This is a genomic window from Zunongwangia sp. HRR-M8 (assembly GCF_027594405.1).
GTDB lineage: Bacteria > Bacteroidota > Bacteroidia > Flavobacteriales > Flavobacteriaceae > Zunongwangia.
Genome location: NZ_CP115161.1, coordinates 2,694,121 through 2,712,794, shown reverse-complemented (window position 1 = coordinate 2,712,794; position 18,674 = coordinate 2,694,121). Strand labels below are relative to the sequence as shown.

Genomic DNA, 18,674 nt, shown 5'->3' with positions numbered 1-18,674 from the left:
TAATGAATTTTTAAGCGCTTTCTAAAATTAAGACGATACTTTACAAAAATAGGTTACAAATAATTTCGAAAAAGAAAGAAGAAATTTATTGTAACCAGATTTACCTAGTTGTCGTCCTACAATTAAATGACCATCAAAAAAGACCAATTACTCATCGATCAAATCCTGGGCGGAGATAAGCAATTATTCTCGGTGCTGGTTGATCGTTATAAAAATATGGTCTTTACGTTGTGTTTAAGATTGCTGAAAAATAGGGAAGAAGCCGAAGAGGTGGCGCAGGAAAGTTTTGTGAAGATCTATAAATCTTTAAGTAAATTTAAAGGAGAGGCAAAATTTTCGACCTGGGTGTATCGAGTAACTTATAATAATTGTCTCGATTTCCTAAAGGCCAAGAAGCGTAGGTTTAAAGAGTTAAGTGTAGATGCTTACAATGGTTTTGAAATTGAAGATTTAGACAATGCGATTAACAATTTAGAAGAAAAAGAGCGGAAAACGGCTATTCTTGGCTGTATAAATATGCTGAATGAAGACGATGCTTTTTTGCTAACTTTACATTATTACGAAGATCAGTCGGTTAAAGAAATAGCTAAAATAATGAATCTTTCTGTATCCAACGTAAAAGTAAAATTATACCGAAGCCGTAAGCAATTGGCGGTTATTTTAAAGAGAAGATTGTCGAATGATATGTTGCTGAATTATGGAAAATAAAGAAAGGAAATTAGACGAATTTACGAAGAAAATTTTCAAGGAATCCAGTCTGGAAACTCCTTCTTTTAATTTTACCGATAAGGTAATGACCAATCTTTCTGAAATTAAAATAGCCGAAGCAACAACCGGCAAAACTTTAGCAAATAAAATTAAATACGAACCATTAATTTCTAAAAAAGGTTGGGTAATGATCGCAGCCTTTGTGGCGATATTGTTGTTTTCTTCGTATTTTTCTTCAACAGTAGGAGCTTCAGAAAAATTGATCAATAAATGGAGTGAATTTAAATCGGTATTTAATTTCTCTTTTGAAATGTCCAATATCGATATATTAAATAGCGATCTTTTGGCTATTTCCGTAGCACTTTTTACGAGTTATTTTTTACTCGAAATTTTTCTACTGAATAACTGGATAAAAAATAAACGATTTTCTTAAACTGATTTTTCCTGAAATAAAAGTTTCATTTCTTCATCAATTCTTGCCGGTCTGTTAGAACCATGCTTTAGTAAACACCAAACAGTTTTAGCTTTAACCAAAACCTTATCGGTGTTTTTGTCCTTAATAAGCACGTGCCTAATGGAAGTGACATTGGTAATTTCATCTACATAAGTTTGTAGTAAAATCTCATCATCTAGAAAAGCCTGCTGCTTATAATCGATTTCGTGCCTAACAACCACCCAAAAATATTCCTTTATTTGATCTTTAGAAGCTCGATCTTCCCAGTGCCCTTTTGCTACATCCTGTATCCATTGCACATACTGCACGTTATTTACGTGCTGTTGTTCATCAAGATCAGATTCAGTAACTTTTAATTCTAGTTCAAAAATTTGGGGTTTGGTAATCATTTTATTTTTCTATGATTTTCACTTCAAATAATTTATCCCAATGTTTTCCGGTAACAAATAATTGCTTGGTGTGAGGATTGTAAGCGATACCATTTAGAACATGATTCGCTTCATCCAATTCGTTTTTGTTTCCTAATTTATCTCTTAAGCCTCTAAAATCAATAAGCCCATCTATAGCACCATTTTTAGGATTGATGATTGCTACACCGTCTTTTTGATAGGTGTTGGCATAAATTTCACCATCTACCCATTCTAATTCGTTCATTTTAGAAACTATATTTTTATGAGTAGCAATTTGTATGTAATCTTCTTCAGCTAAAGTTTCAGGATTTAGTAACCAGATTTTTTCGGTACCATCACTTTTATAAATGTGTTCGCCGTCATGGCATAATCCCCAGCCTTCTTTACTTTGATTGTAACTGAAGGTTCCTGTTTTTTCAAAAGTATTCAGATTATAGATATAACCTTCTTTTGCTCTCCAGGTTAAAAGAATAATTTGATTTTTGAAAATGGTCATTCCTTCACCAAAAACTGAATCGTCCAGTTTTATAATTTCCAGAACTTTTCCGGTTTTTAGATCTACTTTTCTAAGATCAGATTCGCCATATTCGCCGGTACTTTCATATAAAGTATCGTTTAAGAATTCTAAACCTTGTGTATAAGCTTCAGGATCGTGAGGGTAGGTGTTTACGATTTCGTAAGTGTAAGCTTTTGGAGCTGCGTTATTATAAATTTTGATCGATTTGGTAGTTGTATCCTTTTTACCTTCATAAAAAACTTCAGCTTCTAGCGTTTGATTACCTAATTTCTCGTCTTCCAAAGAAAAATTAAATGACCAGTTTGGTGATTTTGCGGTAGCCTTTTCAGTATTTAAATGCACAACAACTGAATCTATTTTGAACTCTTTTTTGTTTTCAATTTGTCCTGAAATGCGTTCGCCGAGTTTAAATTCTTTTTTATTTCCTTCAATTTTTATCTTAAATGAAGAATTTTTTGATCCCGAATTACTTCCGCAGGAAAAATATAAAAAAGCTAATGTTAAGATTAACAGAGATTTAAATTTCATCATCTTCTAAAGTCCTATTTTATATGGCTAAATTAACTAATTCTGTTTAAAAAATGCTTGCCAGAAGTACTAAAGATTGTATATTTGCACCCGGCAAGTCCCACACAACCAGCTCCTGCTGAATCCCCCAGGGCGGGAACGCAGCAAGGGTAAGTGGTCGCAGCGGTGTGATGTGGGTTACTTGCCTTTTTTTGTATCTGGAAATTAAGAAAAATAATCGCATATTTGCGCTATGAAAACAGATACTTTCTCTCAAAAAGTAGTTTTAATTACCGGCGGATCTTCAGGTATCGGTAAAGCAATAGGAGACTATCTAACTCAGCATAATTTTAAGGTTTACGGCACTAGTAGAAATTCTACCGGAAAATCATCAAATTTTAATCTAATAGATTTAGATGTTACTCGGGAAGATAGTATCTTTAAAGCAGTAAATTTAGTTTTAGATAAAGAAGGTCGAATTGATATTTTAATTAATAACGCAGGTGTAGGGATTACAGGACCTCTAGAAGAAACCCCGACATCGGAAATTCGTAATGCCTTTGAAACTAACTTTTACGGTCCTATAAATGTTTGTAAAGCGGTTTTACCAGCTATGCGCAAAAAAAACAATGGCCTTATAATTAATATAACATCGATAGCAGGATATATGGGATTACCTTATCGCGGAATCTACTCGGCTTCTAAAGCGGCATTAGAAATTGCTACAGAAGCGTTTAGGATGGAAGTGAAAGGGTTTAATATAAAAATGACGTGTGTTGCTCCTGGAGATTTTGCGACTAATATCGCTTCTGGTCGATATCATGTCCCGGTTTTAGAAGATTCTCCTTATGCTAAATCTTATGGAGATTCTCTTAAATTGATGAATGAGCATGTGGATGAAGGTCAGGACCCAGAAATGATGGCCAAGGCTGTTTTAAAAATTATAGAAGAAAAAGAGCCTAAAGGACATTATAAAGTTGGTGATTTATTACAAAAAGCAAGTATTGTTCTTAAAAAGCTTTTACCAGACAAAGCATACGAGAAGATGCTAATGAATCATTACAAATTATAAATTGTATAGATAAAGTGTTATTTTTACACTTAAATTGAATTGATAATAAACTTAAAAAAATCTGTAATATGAAATTTTTTATTGATACAGCTAATCTTGATCAAATAAGAGAAGCTCAAGAATTAGGTGTTTTAGATGGTGTAACAACCAACCCTTCCTTGATGGCTAAAGAAGGAATTACTGGAAGAGAAAACATTATTAATCATTATAAGAAAATCTGTGAAATCGTAACTGGTGATGTTAGTGCTGAGGTTATCTCTACAGATTTTGACGGAATTGTAAAAGAAGGTGAGGAGCTTGCTGCACTTCACGATCAGATTATCGTTAAAGTGCCAATGATTAAAGAAGGTATTAAGGCTATTAAATATTTTAGCGATAAAGGGATTAAGACTAACTGTACTTTAGTATTTTCTGTAGGACAAGCGTTATTAGCTGCAAAAGCGGGAGCAACTTATGTGTCTCCTTTCCTTGGTCGCTTAGATGATATTTCTACTAATGGTCTTAACTTGATTGAAGAAATTAGATTGGTTTATGATAACTACGGTTATGAAACAGAAATCTTAGCAGCATCAATACGTCACACCATGCACGTGATTGATTGTGCAAAAATTGGAGCAGATGTAATGACAGGACCACTTTCTTCTATCGAAGGATTATTAAAACACCCTTTAACAGATATAGGATTGGAGAAATTCTTAGCTGATTATAAAAAAGGAAACGAGTAGTATTTCCTAAAATATATACATTGAAAAAGCTGCCTTTTGGCAGCTTTTTTTTATATGCTACTTTTTAATTAATCAGCTTTGCTGTAAGTTAATTAATAAGTGAAGTTTATAAGTAATTTTCTTTTTTAGTTATTTATAAATTCCAGAAGTTTAGATTCAAATTCAGCTGAGGTGCTTAGTGCTTCATCACCTTTTACGATAACGGCATCTTTGTCTAAGAAGTTAATTCGATATAGATATTTAGTAGCAACATGCTCATCAAATGATCTATTTGATAGTTGATACTGGTTGGAGGTATCGTAATTATTTTCCTCCATAACCTGTAGCCATTTTTTATGCTGTCCTATATCTAGATTTATTCCTATAAAATCTAATTCAGGATATTTTTCTCGCAAATCTTGGATAGTTTTAAATTGCCATAAATAACGTCTCGCATTATTGGTGGACCAAAAGTATACAATTGTTTTTCTATCTATAATATCCTTATAAGTCATCTCTTTTCCATTATCATCTAGGATGGTGAAATCTGCAATAGATTTTCCTATAAAATAATTGGTCTGAATTTCAGCAAGCTTATTTATTTCATCAAGATTCGCATAATTTATTGATTTAGCAAAATCTAACACTCTTTCCAAGTCCTCTTCATTAGAGGTCATGGTAACTGCTTTACTAAGAAGTATATCAAGAAATTTATTTTTGATTGAAGGTGTATTCGAAAGTGAATCTATAAGCGTTGCTCTTCGTTTTACATTTTGGAAATTAGAAATATTGTAACAATCTCTATCTTTATGTTTTTCGATACAATATTCTAAAGCTCTTGTACGCAGGTAATCATCAATAGTATTGGTATAAACGTAGTAATTTTGAAGAAGCTTATTATTGAAATCTATAGAATCTCTATAACTGTTGAAATCTTCCGGAATAAGATCGGTATAATCTGAATGATATTTCTTGATAAGATAAGTGTAGCGCTCGCGTAGGTCGTAAAATTCGTAATCGATACTTTGTTTCGCTAATTCTAGAAAGTTTTCGCTTAGATCGTAATCTTTAACCTTTCGGTCAAATTCAGCCATTCTGGTTTGATGTATAGAATCGCTAATTTTTTTAAACTTTTCAGGTTTAATTTTGTAGTAGTCTAATACCAGATTGTTGTTCGCTCTATTTCTTAAAAATAAGTCAAGTAAAAAAGAGCTTTCTTCGCTTCCTCTACCGCTAAAATTAAGGGATTGGTCAAAATCGTAAGTATTAACCCATACAATAATACTATCACCGGGTTCTAGATATACAATCTGATTTTCGGGATTATGCTGAAAAGTGTAAATCCCGGCATCTAGTTTGGGAAGATATTTTCCGAATTCATTATTTTCGTTTAGCTGGACGGTATCTACCGGTTTTTGACCCTTAGATATTATTACATAATTAGTATTTGGATTAATAATTTTACCCCCAATATAAATGTTCTCATTATTAGCTCTGTCATTTTTGCAGCTAATGAAAAAGATCACTGAAGAAATAATACTGAAAAGTAAAAATTTTCTCATCCTAAAAAATTATATAACCATAGCTAAAACTGATTTCTATTAACAGCAAATATAGATTGTGCCAAAAACCTTGCATGTTAAGTACGAGTTAAAAGGAATTTTATAAACGTTAATCTTTTAGAAAGTGTACAATATATGCTACTTTTGCCAAAAATTTAAAGGAATTTATGCTTTCAGTTTCAAATCTTTCGGTTCAGTTTGGTAAAAGAGTTCTTTTTGATGAAGTGAATACCACTTTTACTGAAGGGAACTGCTACGGAATTATTGGTGCCAATGGTGCCGGTAAATCTACATTTTTAAAAATATTATCAGGGAAATCAGATCCAACCTCTGGGCATGTACATTTAGAGCCTGGTAAAAGGATGTCGGTACTAGAGCAAAATCATAATGTTTATGATGATTTTCCGGTTTTAGAAACAGTTTTACGAGGAAATAAACCGCTATTTGAAATTAAAACTGAAATTGATGCATTATATGCTGACTATTCCGATGAAAATGCCGAACGTATTGGAGAGCTACAGGTGCAATTTGAAGAAATGGATGGTTGGAATGCCGATAGTGCAGCCGCTTCGCTTTTATCTAATTTAGGAATTAAAACTGAGCATCATTACACATTAATGAAAGACCTGGATGGTAAGCAAAAAGTACGTGTGTTGTTAGCGCAGGCCCTTTTTGGTAATCCTGATGTTTTAATAATGGATGAGCCTACTAACGATTTGGATTATGAAACTATTAGTTGGTTGGAGAATTTCCTTGCTCATTATGATAATACTGTTATCGTGGTATCTCACGACCGTCACTTTTTAGATGCCGTTTGTACTCATATATCTGATATTGATTTTGGTAAAATAAATCACTTTAGTGGTAATTATTCTTTTTGGTACGAATCTTCACAATTGGCTGCAAGGCAACGTGCTCAGCAGAATAAGAAAGCTGAAGAGAAAAAGAAAGAACTTCAGGAGTTTATCCAGCGTTTTAGTGCCAATGTTGCAAAATCGAAACAGGCAACTTCTCGTAAGAAAATGATCGATAAGCTTAATATTGAAGAAATTAAGCCTTCTAGTCGACGTTATCCTGCTATTATTTTTGATAGAGATCGTGAGGCAGGAGATCAAATTTTAAATATAGAAAAGCTCGAAGCTTCTATTGAGGGAGAAACCTTATTTAGTGGCGTAGATATTAATTTATCTAAAGGAGATAAAGTAGTTGTTTTCTCTAGAGATAGCCGGGCAACTACTGCGTTTTACGAAATTATAAACGGTAAAGAAGAGCCAGTATCAGGAAAATATAATTGGGGTGTAACTACTTCACAATCTTATCTTCCCTTAGATAACTCAGAGTTTTTTGAAAACGATCTTACCCTTGTCGATTGGTTAAGACAATATGCCAAAACAGAAGAAGAAAGAGAAGAAGTTTTTATTCGTGGTTTCTTGGGGAAAATGTTGTTTAGTGGGGAAGAAGCGTTAAAAACTAGTAACGTATTATCTGGTGGTGAAAAAGTACGTTGTATGTTAAGCCGAATGATGATGATGAGAGCCAATGTATTGATGTTAGACGAGCCAACAAACCATTTGGATCTGGAATCTATTACCGCTTTCAATAATTCTTTGAAGAATTTTAAAGGAACAGTAATGCTTACCACTCATGATCACGAATTCGCACAAACTGTAGCAAATAGAATTATAGAGCTTACGCCAAACGGGGTAATAGATCGTTATATGACTTTTGATGAGTATATGAGTGATTCTAAAATTAAAGAACAACGTGATAAAATGTATTCTTAAATTAGGGAATTTGACTATAAAATATAAAAAGCCTGAAGTTGTACTTCAGGCTTTTCTGGCTAAACAAACAAATTTTATCAAATGATATAACTTGTTTTCTTTAAAACATTCCGCCGCCTTGGGCTTCATCGTTATCTCTTTGTTTTCTTTTTAATTTCTTAGCATTATTACCTCCAAAACGATAGCTAAATCCTACATATACGTTTTGAAATTCACTTTTAAAAATTCCGTTTTGTTCGTAAGGTCTGGTAGTGCTAAACTTATATTCTTGGGTTCCAAAAACATCATTAAAGTTTAAACTAACTGTAGCTTTGTTATCCAAAAACGAATAGCGCCCGCCAATATTCGCAAAAAATACATCTTCATTTTTAAATTGAAGTTCTTGGCTTGGGCCTCTGTAAAAACCAAATAACTGCAAAGTCAAATCTTCGGTGACAGAAAAGCTATTATTAATTCTGGCAGTGTAAACAGTATTGTCTACTTCAACAAAATCGCTTCCTACAACACCACTTTGAGTTTGTTGGTACAATTCAAAACTACCATTCGCGCTCCACCATTCCGTAAATTTATAGTTAGAAGATAATTCAACACCATAAGCATTCGTGTCATCAAAATTAGCAAACGAAATAAATAGACTCGCAGGATCTGATGGATCTTCTTCAATTAGTTGATTAATATTATCATTAATATTTCTGAAGAAAACACCTCCCGTAAAACTTCCGTTTTTAAGATTTCTGGTATAATTGAATTCTATCGAATTTGTAAACTGTGGTTGTAAATCTGGATTTCCTAAAACTGTAATGGTAGGAGTACTAATCTGTCTTACGAGACTTACCTGGCTCAAACTCGGGCGATCAATCCTTCGACTATAACTTATCTGATAGGTGTTTTTTTCGTTTGGCGTATAGTTGAAAAATCCAGAAGGATATAATGTGATATAATCATCCTCAAAGACGTTTTCTCCATATACCTCTGCATCGATATCAAAACTTTCTAAACGCGCTCCTATCTGGTAAGAAAACTTCTCGTAGTTCTGGCCAAATGTGCCGTAAAGCGAATAGATATTACGATCGTAGCTATAGTCTGAATCTTGTGCTAATGGATTATTAGTATCATAATCCTGTTCGTTTTTTAGTATTCTTGCTTCAGCGCCTGCTTCAAATTTAGAACGCTCTCCAATAGGTAAGGTGTAATCAATATTAGTTATTAAAGTTCCTCTGTCTTCATTTACATCTTCAGTATAAGAATCAAAAGAAGCGTTTTCGCTGAAATTTGCAGTAAAATCTTCATTACCGTCATAATCATTATAATCTGCTTCAAATAGAATTTCGTGACCTTCTTTAGCAAACAAATGCTTATATGCGAAATTGTAAGTAGCATTATTACTTTCAAAATCAATATTTAGAAGCTGGTCAAAACTATTAGAAGGATTGTTTAGATATATTGCATTAATTGTGGCATCTAGGCCGCCATCAAAAACGTTTTGATTGGTATAAAAGCTAAAAGTATTATTATCGTCTAAAAAATAATCAACGCCAACTTTGTAGATATAAGAATTATTATCGTTTATCATATCCAGGTTTTGCTTAGCGTCTCTTCCTACAAGATTGATATTGTTAATATTTTGGCGTTTTCCAAAATTGCTTCCTAGGTTGGCGTAGAAATTAAATTTTCCCTGGCGATAGTTGAGATCCAAAGAACCATTTAAACGTGCATTTTCACCATAGGTTAGTCCGGTATTTAAATTTCCGTTAAATCCGTTATTCGCATTTTTATGCAGCACAATGTTAATTATTCCGCTCATACCTTCAGGATTATATTTTGCTGAAGGATTAGTTATTAATTCAATTTTTTTGATTGAAGTAGAAGGGATCTGCTTTAATAACTGGGCAGGATCCATATTTGTTGGTTTGCCATCAATTAAAATTCTTACGTTAGAATTTCCCCTGAGTGCAATGTTACCGTCCTGATCTACATTTACCGATGGTACATTATTCATTATTTCTGAAGCGGTGGCTCCGGTAGTGGTTAGATCTTTCCCTACATTAATAATTTTGCGGTCAATTCGCTGTTCGATCGTTGAGCGTTCGCCTACCACGGTTACTTCATCCATTTCAGCAACAGCAGCTTCAAGGTTGATAATTCCTAAATCTATTGCTCCTGAATTTCGCGTGATTTCAATTTCCTTTGAGAATTTGTTGTAACCGATAAATTGAATCCCCAGCGTATAATTGCCCGGTTTTACTTTTTTGATGATGAATGACCCGTCTTCTTCTGATGTAGTTCCTGTGATGATTTTTCCTTCGGTATCCTGTAAACTAATTGTGGCATAAGGAACAGGTTCCTGTAAGTTTAAATCCATAATAGTTCCTGAAATTCTTGCAAATGGTTCATTATTTGCAACTGAATGAAAAGAGGATAATGTAAGGATGATGATTACGAATAACTGTTTCATTTTTTGATTGATGTTTTGATGTTGTTTTGTTATAGATAATACTTTGTATTACATAATATGAAAACGTATGTTTTTAGAATATTGATGATTTCTACTATAAAGACGACGCTAAAAAATTAATGTTACAGAAAACCTGAATTAATTTTAAAAAAAGTTCGCGCCTTGCAACCAGCGCGAACTTTAAAAGCATTGCTATCTTCTAACCATCAAAAAAAGATAGCAACAGCATTTTTAGACTAGTCTTACTATAAAGACTGATAAGTTTTAAACTTGTTACAGTAATTTTTAAAAAGTATTTTTACTCAATAATCGAGATGACATGTTGAGATTTGCCTCGACATAAAAATAAATTTCAAAAAAAATCATAGGCTTGCCCTTAGTTAATTAATAATATGAAGAAAAAGACTTTAGTAATAGGCGCTTCAACTAATCCAGCCAGATACTCTAATATGGCTATTAAAAAGTTGAAAAGTAAACAGCAACCTACAGTAGCTCTTGGGTTGAAAGAAGGCGAAGTTGATGGAGTAAAGATCGAAAATGAAAAAATAATTTTTTCTGATATTGATACGGTCACATTATATGTTGGACCAAGAAATCAGCCGGAATATTACGAATATCTGGTAGCATTAAATCCAAAGCGAGTGATTTTTAATCCTGGAACAGAAAATCCTGAATTATATCGAATCTTAAAAGATAACAATATAGAATTTCAGAATGCCTGTACTTTAGTGATGCTTGGTACGAATCAATACTAAACCTAAGAAAGTTATTGCGCCGTTTACAATTAGCAATTCATAATTAAATACATAACCGCCAAGATAGTCTGGTGGTATATTACCAATTACAAAAGTTAAGGCTACAGAGATTATGGCAACGATCCATACCAGATGATCTTTGATTTTCATTTTGGTGAAAATCCCAAAGGCAAACAGTCCAAGTAGAGGGCCATAGGTATAACTAGCCGCTTTTAGCAGAAGATCAATCACGCTACTGTCTAGAAGATATTTAAAAGCCATAATCACAATTACAAGCAGTATGCTTATTAAAATATGTGCTCGCTTTCTAATACCGGTTTGGTCGCTTACTTCTCGTTTTTCTATATCCAGAAAGTCTACACAAAAGCTGGTGGTTAAACTGGTAAGTGCGCTATCGGCGCTAGAATATGCAGCTGCAATAAGGCCAAGCAAAAAGATAATGGCCAGTCCTATTCCCATTTCAGCATTTAAAGCAATTTCGGGAAAAAGAAGATCGGTTTTTTCTTTACCATCCAGCATAGGAATATTAATCCCATTTTGTTCAGCATAAATAAACAATAAGGCTCCTAGAAAAAGAAATAATATATTAACCGGAATAAATACTAAACTGTAGGACATCACGTTTTTCTGAGCATCTTTTAGGCTTTTGCAGGTTAAATTTTTCTGCATCATGTCTTGGTCGAGTCCCGTCATACAAATTGTGATAAACATACCGCCAAAAAAAGCTTTCCAGAAATAATCCTTTTCGAGGAAGTCATCAAAATGAAAAGTTTCAGTGTAAGGAGCAAGTTCCGGTGCGGTAAAAAAGTCGTTGAACGTCCAATTTAATTCGGTTGAAATAAAATATATTGCAATACCTACAGAACCTAGCATAAATAAGGTTTGTAGCGTATCGGTATAAACAATTGTTTTAATACCGCCTCGCGATGTATAGATCCAAATAAGTAATATAGAAAGGACTACGGTAACCACAAAAGGAACATTCCATGCTTCAAAAACAAAGTATTGCAATACAGTAGCTACCAGAAAAAGTCGAAATGAAGCTCCTAAAACTCTAGATATAAAAAAGAAAAAAGCACCGGTTTTGTAACTTACAATTCCGAATCGGTTATTCAAATATTGATAAATTGAAGTTACATTTAGGCTGTAGTAAATAGGAAGCAATACAAATGAGATAACCAGATAGCCAAATAAATAACCTGCTACTACCTGCATATAACTAAACTGGGAATCTCTAACCCAACCGGGAACCGAGATGAATGTCACGCCAGATAGAGAAGCGCCAACCATACCAAAAGCTACGATGTACCATGGCGATTTACCTTCAGCCTTAAAAAAAGCTTCATTACTATCTTCCTTACCAGTGAAATAAGAGATGAGCATTAAAACTCCAAAATAAATAACGATGAGCAGGACAATGTGTATGGGCTCCATATCTATAAATTTAACCAAATGCTTTGCAAACTTAGCATAATCGTAACTATTAGCATCGATTTAAAAATCGTAAATTTGTCGCTATGGATTTTTCTTCGAAATTATTGGAGCAGGCTGTAGATCAAATGTCACAGTTGCCCGGTATAGGAAAACGTACCGCCTTACGGCTGGTATTACATTTATTACGGCAGCCAGAAACACAAACTGAGCAGTTAACAAAGGCACTATCTAAACTGAAATCGGAAGTAAAACGTTGTCGAAATTGCTTTAATATTAGCGATACCGAATTGTGCGATATCTGCGCCAATCCTTCCAGACAGGAAGAAGTAGTTTGCGTGGTAGAAGATATACGTGATGTTATGGCTATAGAAAATACGGGCCAGTATCGCGGGATGTACCATGTATTAGGCGGAAAAATAAGTCCTATGGATGGGATAGGACCTTCGCAACTTACCATTAAACCTTTGATAGATAAAGTGAAAGACGGAAAGATAACAGAGATTATCTTCGCCTTAAGTAGTACGATGGAAGGTGATACCACCAATTTTTATATCTACAAACAGCTTGAAGGTACCAACGTAAAGACGTCTACCATTGCACGGGGAATTAGTGTTGGTGATGAATTGGAGTATGCCGATGAGGTTACACTAGGTAGGAGTATTACTAATCGCATACCTTTTGAAAATAGTCTAAAAAATTAAAATGTATAAGTCTATTATTTTTGGGTTGATAGATGAAATTGTAATTTTACACAGCAAATTTTTTAAGATAGGCGTAAAAATATTTTCAGTGAATTTATATTTTATTGATTTTTTAATATTTAAAAACCTTTATTTTAAGTAAATTCGCAAACAAAATAATGAAAAATAGCTTTCGAATATAGATATGGCAAAATTTGAACTGAAATTACCTAAAATGGGAGAAAGTGTTGCTGAGGCAACCATAACCAGCTGGTTAAAAGAAGTAGGCGATACCGTTGAAGCCGATGAACCTGTACTTGAAATTGCGACCGATAAGGTTGATAGCGAAGTGCCGAGTGAGGTTGATGGCAAAATATTAGAAATACTTTTTGATACCGATGATGTAGTTGAAGTTGGCCAAACCATCGCGATTATTGAAACAGAAAGTGAAATTGAGCAGGAAGAAGACGAATTTGAGATAGATACCAAGGAAGATGAAGATTTAGAGCAACACGCAGCAAAAGCCGAAAGCGCTGTGGAAACTGCAAAAGAAACAGTAGGCAGTGAAGATTACTCAGATTCAGATCGTTTTTATTCTCCGCTAGTTAAAAATATAGCTAAAGAAGAAAATATTAGCTTCGAAGAATTAGAGGGTATAGAGGGTACTGGTAAAGATGGACGTGTAACTAAAGACGATATTTTAGCTTACGTTGAAAATCGATCAAATAAAACAGAGAATAATAGCGCTGAAAAAGTTTCGTCTTCCTCTTCAAATCAATTAGAACCTGCTTTTAAAAATCAGGAAAACGTAGTGGCTTCAGGAGAAGATGAAATTATCGAGATGAGCCGAATGGGTAAAATGATTAGTAAGCACATGATTGACAGTGTGCAAACTTCAGCCCATGTACAATCTTTTATAGAGGCCGATGTAACAAATATCTGGAATTGGAGAAATAAGCATAAAGATTCTTTTCAGAAAAAAGAAGGGGAGAAGCTAACCTTTACACCAATCTTTATGGAAGCCGTTGCAAAAGCTATTCGCGATTTCCCACTAATCAATATTTCTGTAGATGGCGACAAAGTAATTAAGAAAAAAGATATAAATCTTGGTATGGCCGCAGCGCTTCCAGATGGAAATCTTATAGTTCCGGTTATCAGAAATGCCGATCGATTGAACCTTGTGGGAATGGCAAAAGCAGTGAATGATCTTGCAGGTAGAGCGCGACAAAATAAACTGAAGCCAGACGATATACAAGGCGGGACTTATACCGTAACCAATGTAGGAACATTTGGAAGCATTATGGGGACACCAATTATTAATCAACCTCAGGTAGGAATTTTAGCCTTAGGAGCCATTCGTAAAATGCCGGCAGTGATCGAAACTCCTGAAGGAGATTTTATCGGGATTCGATATAAAATGATTTTATCCCATAGCTACGATCACCGTGTAGTAAATGGAGCCCTTGGAGGCCAATTTGTACAAAGAGTAGCACAGTATTTGGAAGGATTCGATAAAAACAGAGAACTATAATAAATTATTAAGAATTAGATTAAAAACCGGAGCTGCTTTTATCAAGTGGTTCCGGTTTTATTTTTATCTTGCTATTAAGAAAACAAAAAAATATCATGGAATTAAACCTTACAAAACCTATCTGTTTTTTCGACCTAGAAACCACAGGAACAAATCTGGCTAAAGATAGGATTGTAGAAATCGCAATTTTAAAAGTTTTTCCTAACGGAAATAAAGAAAGTAGAACCTGGCTGGTAAACCCTGAGATGGAAATCCCTAAAGAGGTTATCGATATTCATGGTATTTCAAATGAAAAAGTGGCCAATGAACCTACTTTTAAAGAATTATCTAAGCAAGTTTACGATATGATTAAAGGTTGCGATTTAGGAGGTTATAACTCGAACCGATTTGATATTCCGCTTCTTGCTGAAGAATTATTACGTGCAGATATCGATTTTGATATGAAGAATATGTTGGCTGTAGACGTTCAAACCATATTCCATAAAAAAGAACAGCGAACTTTAGCAGCCGCTTTTAAATTTTACTGCGGAAAAGACCTTATCGATGCGCACAGTGCCGCTGCCGATACTGAAGCTACTTTTGAAGTTTTAAAGTCTCAGCTAGATAAATACGACGATTTAGAAAATGATATCAAATGGTTGTCTAAATATAGTGCTAGAAAAACTTTTGCAGATTTTGCAGGCTTTATCACGTTCAATAAAAAAGGTCAGGAAGTCTTCTCCTTTGGGAAGTATCGTGGCAAACTGGTAGAAGAAGTTTTAGAAAAAGAACCAGGTTATTTTGGCTGGCTTCAAAATGCAGATTTTCCTTTGTACACAAAAAAAGTATTAACGGCGATCAAATTGCGTAAACTAAATACCAAACTTTAAAGATGCGTGCCCTTTTCACTGTATTTCTATTTATTTCTGTTAGCAGTTTTTCGCAGACAGTTAGAGCAGTAGGGCAGGTGGTAGATGCTAAAACATTAGAACCTTTACCTTACGTTAATATTGTTTTGGAAGAAGCAAGAAAAGGAATTTCTACCGACGAAAAAGGAAGGTATACTTTTGTAGTAAAGGATATTTCAGATAAGACTGAAGCCAAATTTAGTTATGTTGGTTACCAATCTAAATACGTTAAATTAAAGGATTTAAAAGGAAAGGTTGTTAAGTTATCGCCATCAATAGATGGTTTAGCTGAGGTTTATTTATATACGATTCAGAATAAAAAAACAAAAAGGATCAACGATTTTAGAATCGGGGAATCAATAGGTTTAGGGAACTTTAGCGGCGGTCAATATCCAAGTATCGTGGCCAGATATTATGAGAAACCTGCTAAATTTGAAGAGGGGTGTTTTATAAAACAAATTGAAGTACGATATTTTTCAGTAGAAGAAACACTTTACGGAAACGCAAAGTATCGTTTGCGAATTATGGCTGTAGATCAAAATGGAAAGCCTTCTTATGATCTTTTAAGTGATGGTATAATTATAGAAAAAGCACCAAATCAATTTAAGACAAAAATTGATATGCTTCCTTATAAAATTCCTGTTCCGGAAAGTGGTTTTTTCGTAGCTGTAGAGCATCTTTTTATAAAGGAGAATAGTTATTACGAAAAGAAAGATTATCGTGTAAATGATACGATAATTTATAAAAACGTAGAATTACAAAAATACGGGCCAGTTTTTAAAGGAGTTTTAGAAGAGTATTCTCCTAATTTTAGCTCATATTACAAAGACACCAGTGGTTGGAGGAAAATGAATACTTTAGATAATTCGAATGATGCATTTTCAGGCAAATTACCCGTACCAGCATTCAAAATTATATTAACAGATTAAAAGAATTGTAGATGAAGCTTATTTGCATAGGTAGAAATTACACTGATCATATTGCTGAATTGGAAAATGAAAAGCCAGATGATCCGGTGGTATTTCAGAAACCAGATACGGCGATATTGTTAAAAAAACAGCCATTTTTTATTCCAGATTTTTCTAATGATGTGCATTACGAAGTAGAGCTTTTGGTTAAAATTGTACGTGTAGGGAAACATATTCAGCCTAAATTTGCTCATAAATACTATAACGAGATAGGCTTAGGGATAGATTTTACTGCAAGAGACCTTCAATCTCAATTAAAGGCAAAAGGCCTTCCGTGGGAAAAAGCAAAGGGTTTTGATGGCGCAGCAGTGATAGGAGAAAAATGGTTGGATAAAAATCAATTTTCAGATTTAAATAATATTAATTTCAGCTTAAAGAAGAACGAAGAAATTGTTCAAAAGGGTAATACTTCGTTGATGTTGTGGAAGATTGATGAACTAATTTCTTATATTTCAAAATACTTTACCCTTAAGATCGGTGATGTGATCTTTACCGGTACTCCCGCAGGAGTTGGGCCAGTGGTTCCAGAAGATCAATTAACAGGTTTTATTGAAAATGAAGAAATGTTCTCTATAAATATCAAATAAACTCTATAATCCTTATGAGTACCTATAATCTAAAAGATGTTGAAGAAATGGCAGATGGCGATCAGGATTTTCTGCTGGTTGTTGTGCAAACATTTCTTGAAGAAGTTCCGCCAGATGCCGCCGCAATGAATGAAGCTATAGCTAACGGTAATGCAACGCTGGCTTATAGATATGCTCACAAAATGAAACCAAACCTTAAATTGTTTGGCTTAGATCTAATGCCACAAATCACAACTATAGAGCATTGGTCTAAACAAGGAAAAAATAATGAAGATGTACCAGAGGCGGGTAGCATTATAACGACCAAGGTCGATCAGGTATGTAAAGAATTAAAAGAAGATTTTAATCTGTAATGAACGCAGAAATTATAACCATTGGCGACGAAATTCTTATTGGCCAAATTATCGATACTAATTCGGCATATATTGCCAAATCGCTTAATAAAATAGGCGTAAGTATTCATCAAATAACTTCTATAGAAGATGATTGGGATCATATTTTAGACACACTCAAAGATGCACAACAAAGAGCAGATATTGTAATTATCACAGGAGGTCTAGGCCCAACCAAGGATGATATTACTAAAAAATGTCTTTGTAAGTTTTTTGATGATGAGTTGGTGCAAGATGAGAAAGTTCTTGCTCACGTAGAGGAGCTTTTTGAGAAATATATAGACACTCCAATTTCAGATTTAAATAGAATGCAAGCTTTAGTTCCTTCTAAAGCTGAAGTGCTTATGAATAGGTTTGGAACTGCTCCAGGGATGTGGCTTAAAAAAGGCGAAACAATCTTTGTATCCATGCCTGGTGTTCCTTACGAGATGAAATCTTTAATGGAGGACGAAGTGATTCCACGAATTATAGATCGATTTAAAAGACCGGTGATTTTGCACAAAACCGTACTTACCTACGGAATGGGGGAAAGCGCAATTGCTGAAAAGATTGAAGCCTGGGAAGATGCTTTACCTTCGCATATTCGTTTAGCCTATTTGCCAAATCTTGGTAAAGTACGTTTAAGGCTAAGTTCAAAAGGAAATGATCTTGCCAAAATGGAGCAAGAAATTGATGAGCAGATAAATTCTTTAAAAAATATTATTGGAGAGATTATAAGAGGAATTGAAGAAGAAGATCCAATAGAAGTTCAAATTGGTAATTTACTGAAGAAAAAAAATGCTTTCTTAGCTACTGCTGAAAGTTTTACCGGCGGGAGATTAGCCTCAATATTTACAGAGTATCCTGGATCTTCAGCCTTTTTTAAAGGTAGTGTGGTAGCTTACGCAACTTCAGCGAAGGTGAATATTTTAGGAGTTCCCAAAGAACTTATTGAAGAATATTCCGTAGTTAGTAGTCAGGTGGCTTGTGAAATGGCAAAAAGAGTAAAGGCTTTATACCAAACCGATTATGCGATCGCAACCACCGGCAATGCGGGTCCCAAAAAGGGGGATAGCGATGCTCAGGTAGGTACGGTTTTTATAGCGATAGCCACTCCAGAAACTGTTTATGCAAAAGAATATAGCTTTGGAAACCATCGTGAAAAGGTCGTTGGAAAGGCTGTAAATAAAAGCTTAGAGCTCATATTAGATGAAATTTACGCTCTTAAATAACTTGGTTTTTAGCCAATAATTTAATACTCAATATTGAAGAAATAAAAATTGTAAAT

18 protein-coding genes and 1 other RNA gene are annotated in these 18,674 nt (G+C 34.1%); 14 read left to right on the top strand and 5 right to left on the bottom strand.

Going from position 1 to position 18,674, the window contains the following annotated elements:
* The first annotated feature begins 126 nt into the window (after window positions 1-126).
* A complete protein-coding gene (locus PBT89_RS11660; protein ID WP_270062062.1) occupies window positions 127-708 on the top strand; it encodes an RNA polymerase sigma factor in 582 nt (193 codons plus the stop codon).
* Window positions 698-1,141, top strand: coding sequence for a hypothetical protein (locus PBT89_RS11655; protein WP_270062061.1), 444 nt, complete (start codon window positions 698-700; stop codon window positions 1,139-1,141). The genes PBT89_RS11660 and PBT89_RS11655 overlap by 11 nt, the downstream gene beginning before the upstream one ends.
* Here PBT89_RS11655 and PBT89_RS11650 read toward each other — a convergent pair.
* Together PBT89_RS11650 and PBT89_RS11645 are read right to left on the bottom strand one after the other, a co-directional pair.
* Entirely contained in the window at window positions 1,138-1,551 is a 414-nt protein-coding gene (locus tag PBT89_RS11650) for an acyl-CoA thioesterase (protein WP_270062060.1), read from the bottom strand. The genes PBT89_RS11655 and PBT89_RS11650 overlap by 4 nt on opposite strands.
* Before the next feature lies 1 nt (window position 1,552).
* The gene (locus tag PBT89_RS11645; protein ID WP_270062059.1) at window positions 1,553-2,620 is read right to left on the bottom strand and encodes a glutaminyl-peptide cyclotransferase; all 1,068 of its coding nucleotides are present in this window, start codon (window positions 2,618-2,620) and stop codon (window positions 1,553-1,555) included.
* An 88-nt stretch (window positions 2,621-2,708) separates the two neighbouring features.
* Here PBT89_RS11645 and ffs point away from each other — a divergent pair.
* The 3 genes from ffs (at window position 2,709) to fsa (ending at window position 4,393) form a co-directional block, all read left to right on the top strand.
* Window positions 2,709-2,807: signal recognition particle sRNA small type (gene ffs, locus PBT89_RS11640), an RNA gene on the top strand.
* A gap of 42 nt (window positions 2,808-2,849) precedes the next feature.
* On the top strand, window positions 2,850-3,668 hold the full coding sequence (locus PBT89_RS11635) for an SDR family oxidoreductase (RefSeq protein WP_270062058.1): 819 nt from the start codon (window positions 2,850-2,852) through the stop codon (window positions 3,666-3,668).
* A 68-nt stretch (window positions 3,669-3,736) separates the two neighbouring features.
* On the top strand, window positions 3,737-4,393 hold the full coding sequence (fsa, locus tag PBT89_RS11630) for a fructose-6-phosphate aldolase (protein WP_270060720.1): 657 nt from the start codon (window positions 3,737-3,739) through the stop codon (window positions 4,391-4,393).
* A gap of 125 nt (window positions 4,394-4,518) precedes the next feature.
* On the opposite strand, the gene PBT89_RS11625 is transcribed toward fsa, so the two are convergent.
* Window positions 4,519-5,934, bottom strand: a complete 1,416-nt coding sequence (locus PBT89_RS11625) for a TlpA family protein disulfide reductase (RefSeq protein ID WP_270062057.1) — start codon at window positions 5,932-5,934, stop codon at window positions 4,519-4,521.
* 167 nt (window positions 5,935-6,101) lie between these two features.
* Here PBT89_RS11625 and PBT89_RS11620 point away from each other — a divergent pair, with 167 nt between their 5' ends.
* Window positions 6,102-7,718: an ABC-F family ATP-binding cassette domain-containing protein gene (locus PBT89_RS11620; RefSeq protein ID WP_270062056.1), complete on the top strand. Its 1,617-nt coding sequence runs from the start codon at window positions 6,102-6,104 to the stop codon at window positions 7,716-7,718.
* A gap of 100 nt (window positions 7,719-7,818) precedes the next feature.
* On the opposite strand, the gene PBT89_RS11615 is transcribed toward PBT89_RS11620, so the two are convergent.
* Window positions 7,819-10,173 (bottom strand): TonB-dependent receptor domain-containing protein, encoded by a 2,355-nt coding sequence (locus PBT89_RS11615; RefSeq protein ID WP_270062055.1) that lies wholly within the window; start codon window positions 10,171-10,173, stop codon window positions 7,819-7,821.
* A 392-nt stretch (window positions 10,174-10,565) separates the two neighbouring features.
* Here PBT89_RS11615 and PBT89_RS11610 point away from each other — a divergent pair, with 392 nt between their 5' ends.
* Entirely contained in the window at window positions 10,566-10,928 is a 363-nt protein-coding gene (locus PBT89_RS11610) for a CoA-binding protein (protein WP_270062054.1), read from the top strand.
* On the opposite strand, the gene PBT89_RS11605 is transcribed toward PBT89_RS11610, so the two are convergent.
* Entirely contained in the window at window positions 10,899-12,362 is a 1,464-nt protein-coding gene (locus tag PBT89_RS11605; RefSeq protein ID WP_270062053.1) for a sodium:solute symporter, read from the bottom strand. The genes PBT89_RS11610 and PBT89_RS11605 overlap by 30 nt on opposite strands.
* A gap of 83 nt (window positions 12,363-12,445) precedes the next feature.
* Here PBT89_RS11605 and recR point away from each other — a divergent pair, with 83 nt between their 5' ends.
* The 7 genes from recR to PBT89_RS11570 all read left to right on the top strand — a co-directional run bounded on the left by recR (window position 12,446) and on the right by PBT89_RS11570 (window position 18,618).
* A complete protein-coding gene (gene recR / locus PBT89_RS11600) occupies window positions 12,446-13,063 on the top strand; it encodes a recombination mediator RecR (RefSeq protein ID WP_270060726.1) in 618 nt (205 codons plus the stop codon).
* A gap of 184 nt (window positions 13,064-13,247) precedes the next feature.
* On the top strand, window positions 13,248-14,573 hold the full coding sequence (locus PBT89_RS11595; RefSeq protein ID WP_270062052.1) for a dihydrolipoamide acetyltransferase family protein: 1,326 nt from the start codon (window positions 13,248-13,250) through the stop codon (window positions 14,571-14,573).
* Between the two features lie 95 nt (window positions 14,574-14,668).
* The gene (locus PBT89_RS11590) at window positions 14,669-15,442 is read left to right on the top strand and encodes a 3'-5' exonuclease (protein WP_270062051.1); all 774 of its coding nucleotides are present in this window, start codon (window positions 14,669-14,671) and stop codon (window positions 15,440-15,442) included.
* 2 nt (window positions 15,443-15,444) lie between these two features.
* Entirely contained in the window at window positions 15,445-16,389 is a 945-nt protein-coding gene (locus PBT89_RS11585) for a carboxypeptidase-like regulatory domain-containing protein (RefSeq protein WP_270062050.1), read from the top strand.
* An 11-nt stretch (window positions 16,390-16,400) separates the two neighbouring features.
* The gene (locus tag PBT89_RS11580; protein WP_270062049.1) at window positions 16,401-17,015 is read left to right on the top strand and encodes a fumarylacetoacetate hydrolase family protein; all 615 of its coding nucleotides are present in this window, start codon (window positions 16,401-16,403) and stop codon (window positions 17,013-17,015) included.
* 14 nt (window positions 17,016-17,029) lie between these two features.
* Window positions 17,030-17,368 carry an Hpt domain-containing protein gene (locus PBT89_RS11575; protein WP_270060731.1) on the top strand — a complete coding sequence of 113 codons (339 nt, stop codon included), beginning with the start codon at window positions 17,030-17,032 and terminating at the stop codon, window positions 17,366-17,368.
* A complete protein-coding gene (locus PBT89_RS11570) occupies window positions 17,368-18,618 on the top strand; it encodes a CinA family nicotinamide mononucleotide deamidase-related protein (RefSeq protein ID WP_270062048.1) in 1,251 nt (416 codons plus the stop codon). The genes PBT89_RS11575 and PBT89_RS11570 overlap by 1 nt, the downstream gene beginning before the upstream one ends.
* Window positions 18,619-18,674 lie beyond the last annotated feature (56 nt).

Excerpts from the sequence above, each read along its gene's own strand:
- PBT89_RS11660 (WP_270062062.1), top strand. The coding sequence starts at position 127 with ATGACCATCAAAAAAGACCAATTACTCATCGATCAAATCCTGGGCGGA.
- recR (WP_270060726.1), top strand. The coding sequence starts at position 12,446 with ATGGATTTTTCTTCGAAATTATTGGAGCAGGCTGTAGATCAAATGTCA.
- PBT89_RS11645 (WP_270062059.1), bottom strand. The coding sequence starts at position 2,620 with ATGATGAAATTTAAATCTCTGTTAATCTTAACATTAGCTTTTTTATAT.
- PBT89_RS11595 (WP_270062052.1), top strand. The coding sequence starts at position 13,248 with ATGGCAAAATTTGAACTGAAATTACCTAAAATGGGAGAAAGTGTTGCT.
- PBT89_RS11615 (WP_270062055.1), bottom strand. The coding sequence starts at position 10,173 with ATGAAACAGTTATTCGTAATCATCATCCTTACATTATCCTCTTTTCAT.
- PBT89_RS11580 (WP_270062049.1), top strand. The coding sequence starts at position 16,401 with ATGAAGCTTATTTGCATAGGTAGAAATTACACTGATCATATTGCTGAA.
- PBT89_RS11635 (WP_270062058.1), top strand. The coding sequence starts at position 2,850 with ATGAAAACAGATACTTTCTCTCAAAAAGTAGTTTTAATTACCGGCGGA.
- PBT89_RS11570 (WP_270062048.1), top strand. The coding sequence starts at position 17,368 with ATGAACGCAGAAATTATAACCATTGGCGACGAAATTCTTATTGGCCAA.
- PBT89_RS11590 (WP_270062051.1), top strand. The coding sequence starts at position 14,669 with ATGGAATTAAACCTTACAAAACCTATCTGTTTTTTCGACCTAGAAACC.
- PBT89_RS11650 (WP_270062060.1), bottom strand. The coding sequence starts at position 1,551 with ATGATTACCAAACCCCAAATTTTTGAACTAGAATTAAAAGTTACTGAA.
- PBT89_RS11575 (WP_270060731.1), top strand. The coding sequence starts at position 17,030 with ATGAGTACCTATAATCTAAAAGATGTTGAAGAAATGGCAGATGGCGAT.
- PBT89_RS11605 (WP_270062053.1), bottom strand. The coding sequence starts at position 12,362 with ATGGAGCCCATACACATTGTCCTGCTCATCGTTATTTATTTTGGAGTT.
- PBT89_RS11620 (WP_270062056.1), top strand. The coding sequence starts at position 6,102 with ATGCTTTCAGTTTCAAATCTTTCGGTTCAGTTTGGTAAAAGAGTTCTT.
- PBT89_RS11625 (WP_270062057.1), bottom strand. The coding sequence starts at position 5,934 with ATGAGAAAATTTTTACTTTTCAGTATTATTTCTTCAGTGATCTTTTTC.
- fsa (WP_270060720.1), top strand. The coding sequence starts at position 3,737 with ATGAAATTTTTTATTGATACAGCTAATCTTGATCAAATAAGAGAAGCT.
- PBT89_RS11585 (WP_270062050.1), top strand. The coding sequence starts at position 15,445 with ATGCGTGCCCTTTTCACTGTATTTCTATTTATTTCTGTTAGCAGTTTT.
- PBT89_RS11610 (WP_270062054.1), top strand. The coding sequence starts at position 10,566 with ATGAAGAAAAAGACTTTAGTAATAGGCGCTTCAACTAATCCAGCCAGA.
- PBT89_RS11655 (WP_270062061.1), top strand. The coding sequence starts at position 698 with ATGGAAAATAAAGAAAGGAAATTAGACGAATTTACGAAGAAAATTTTC.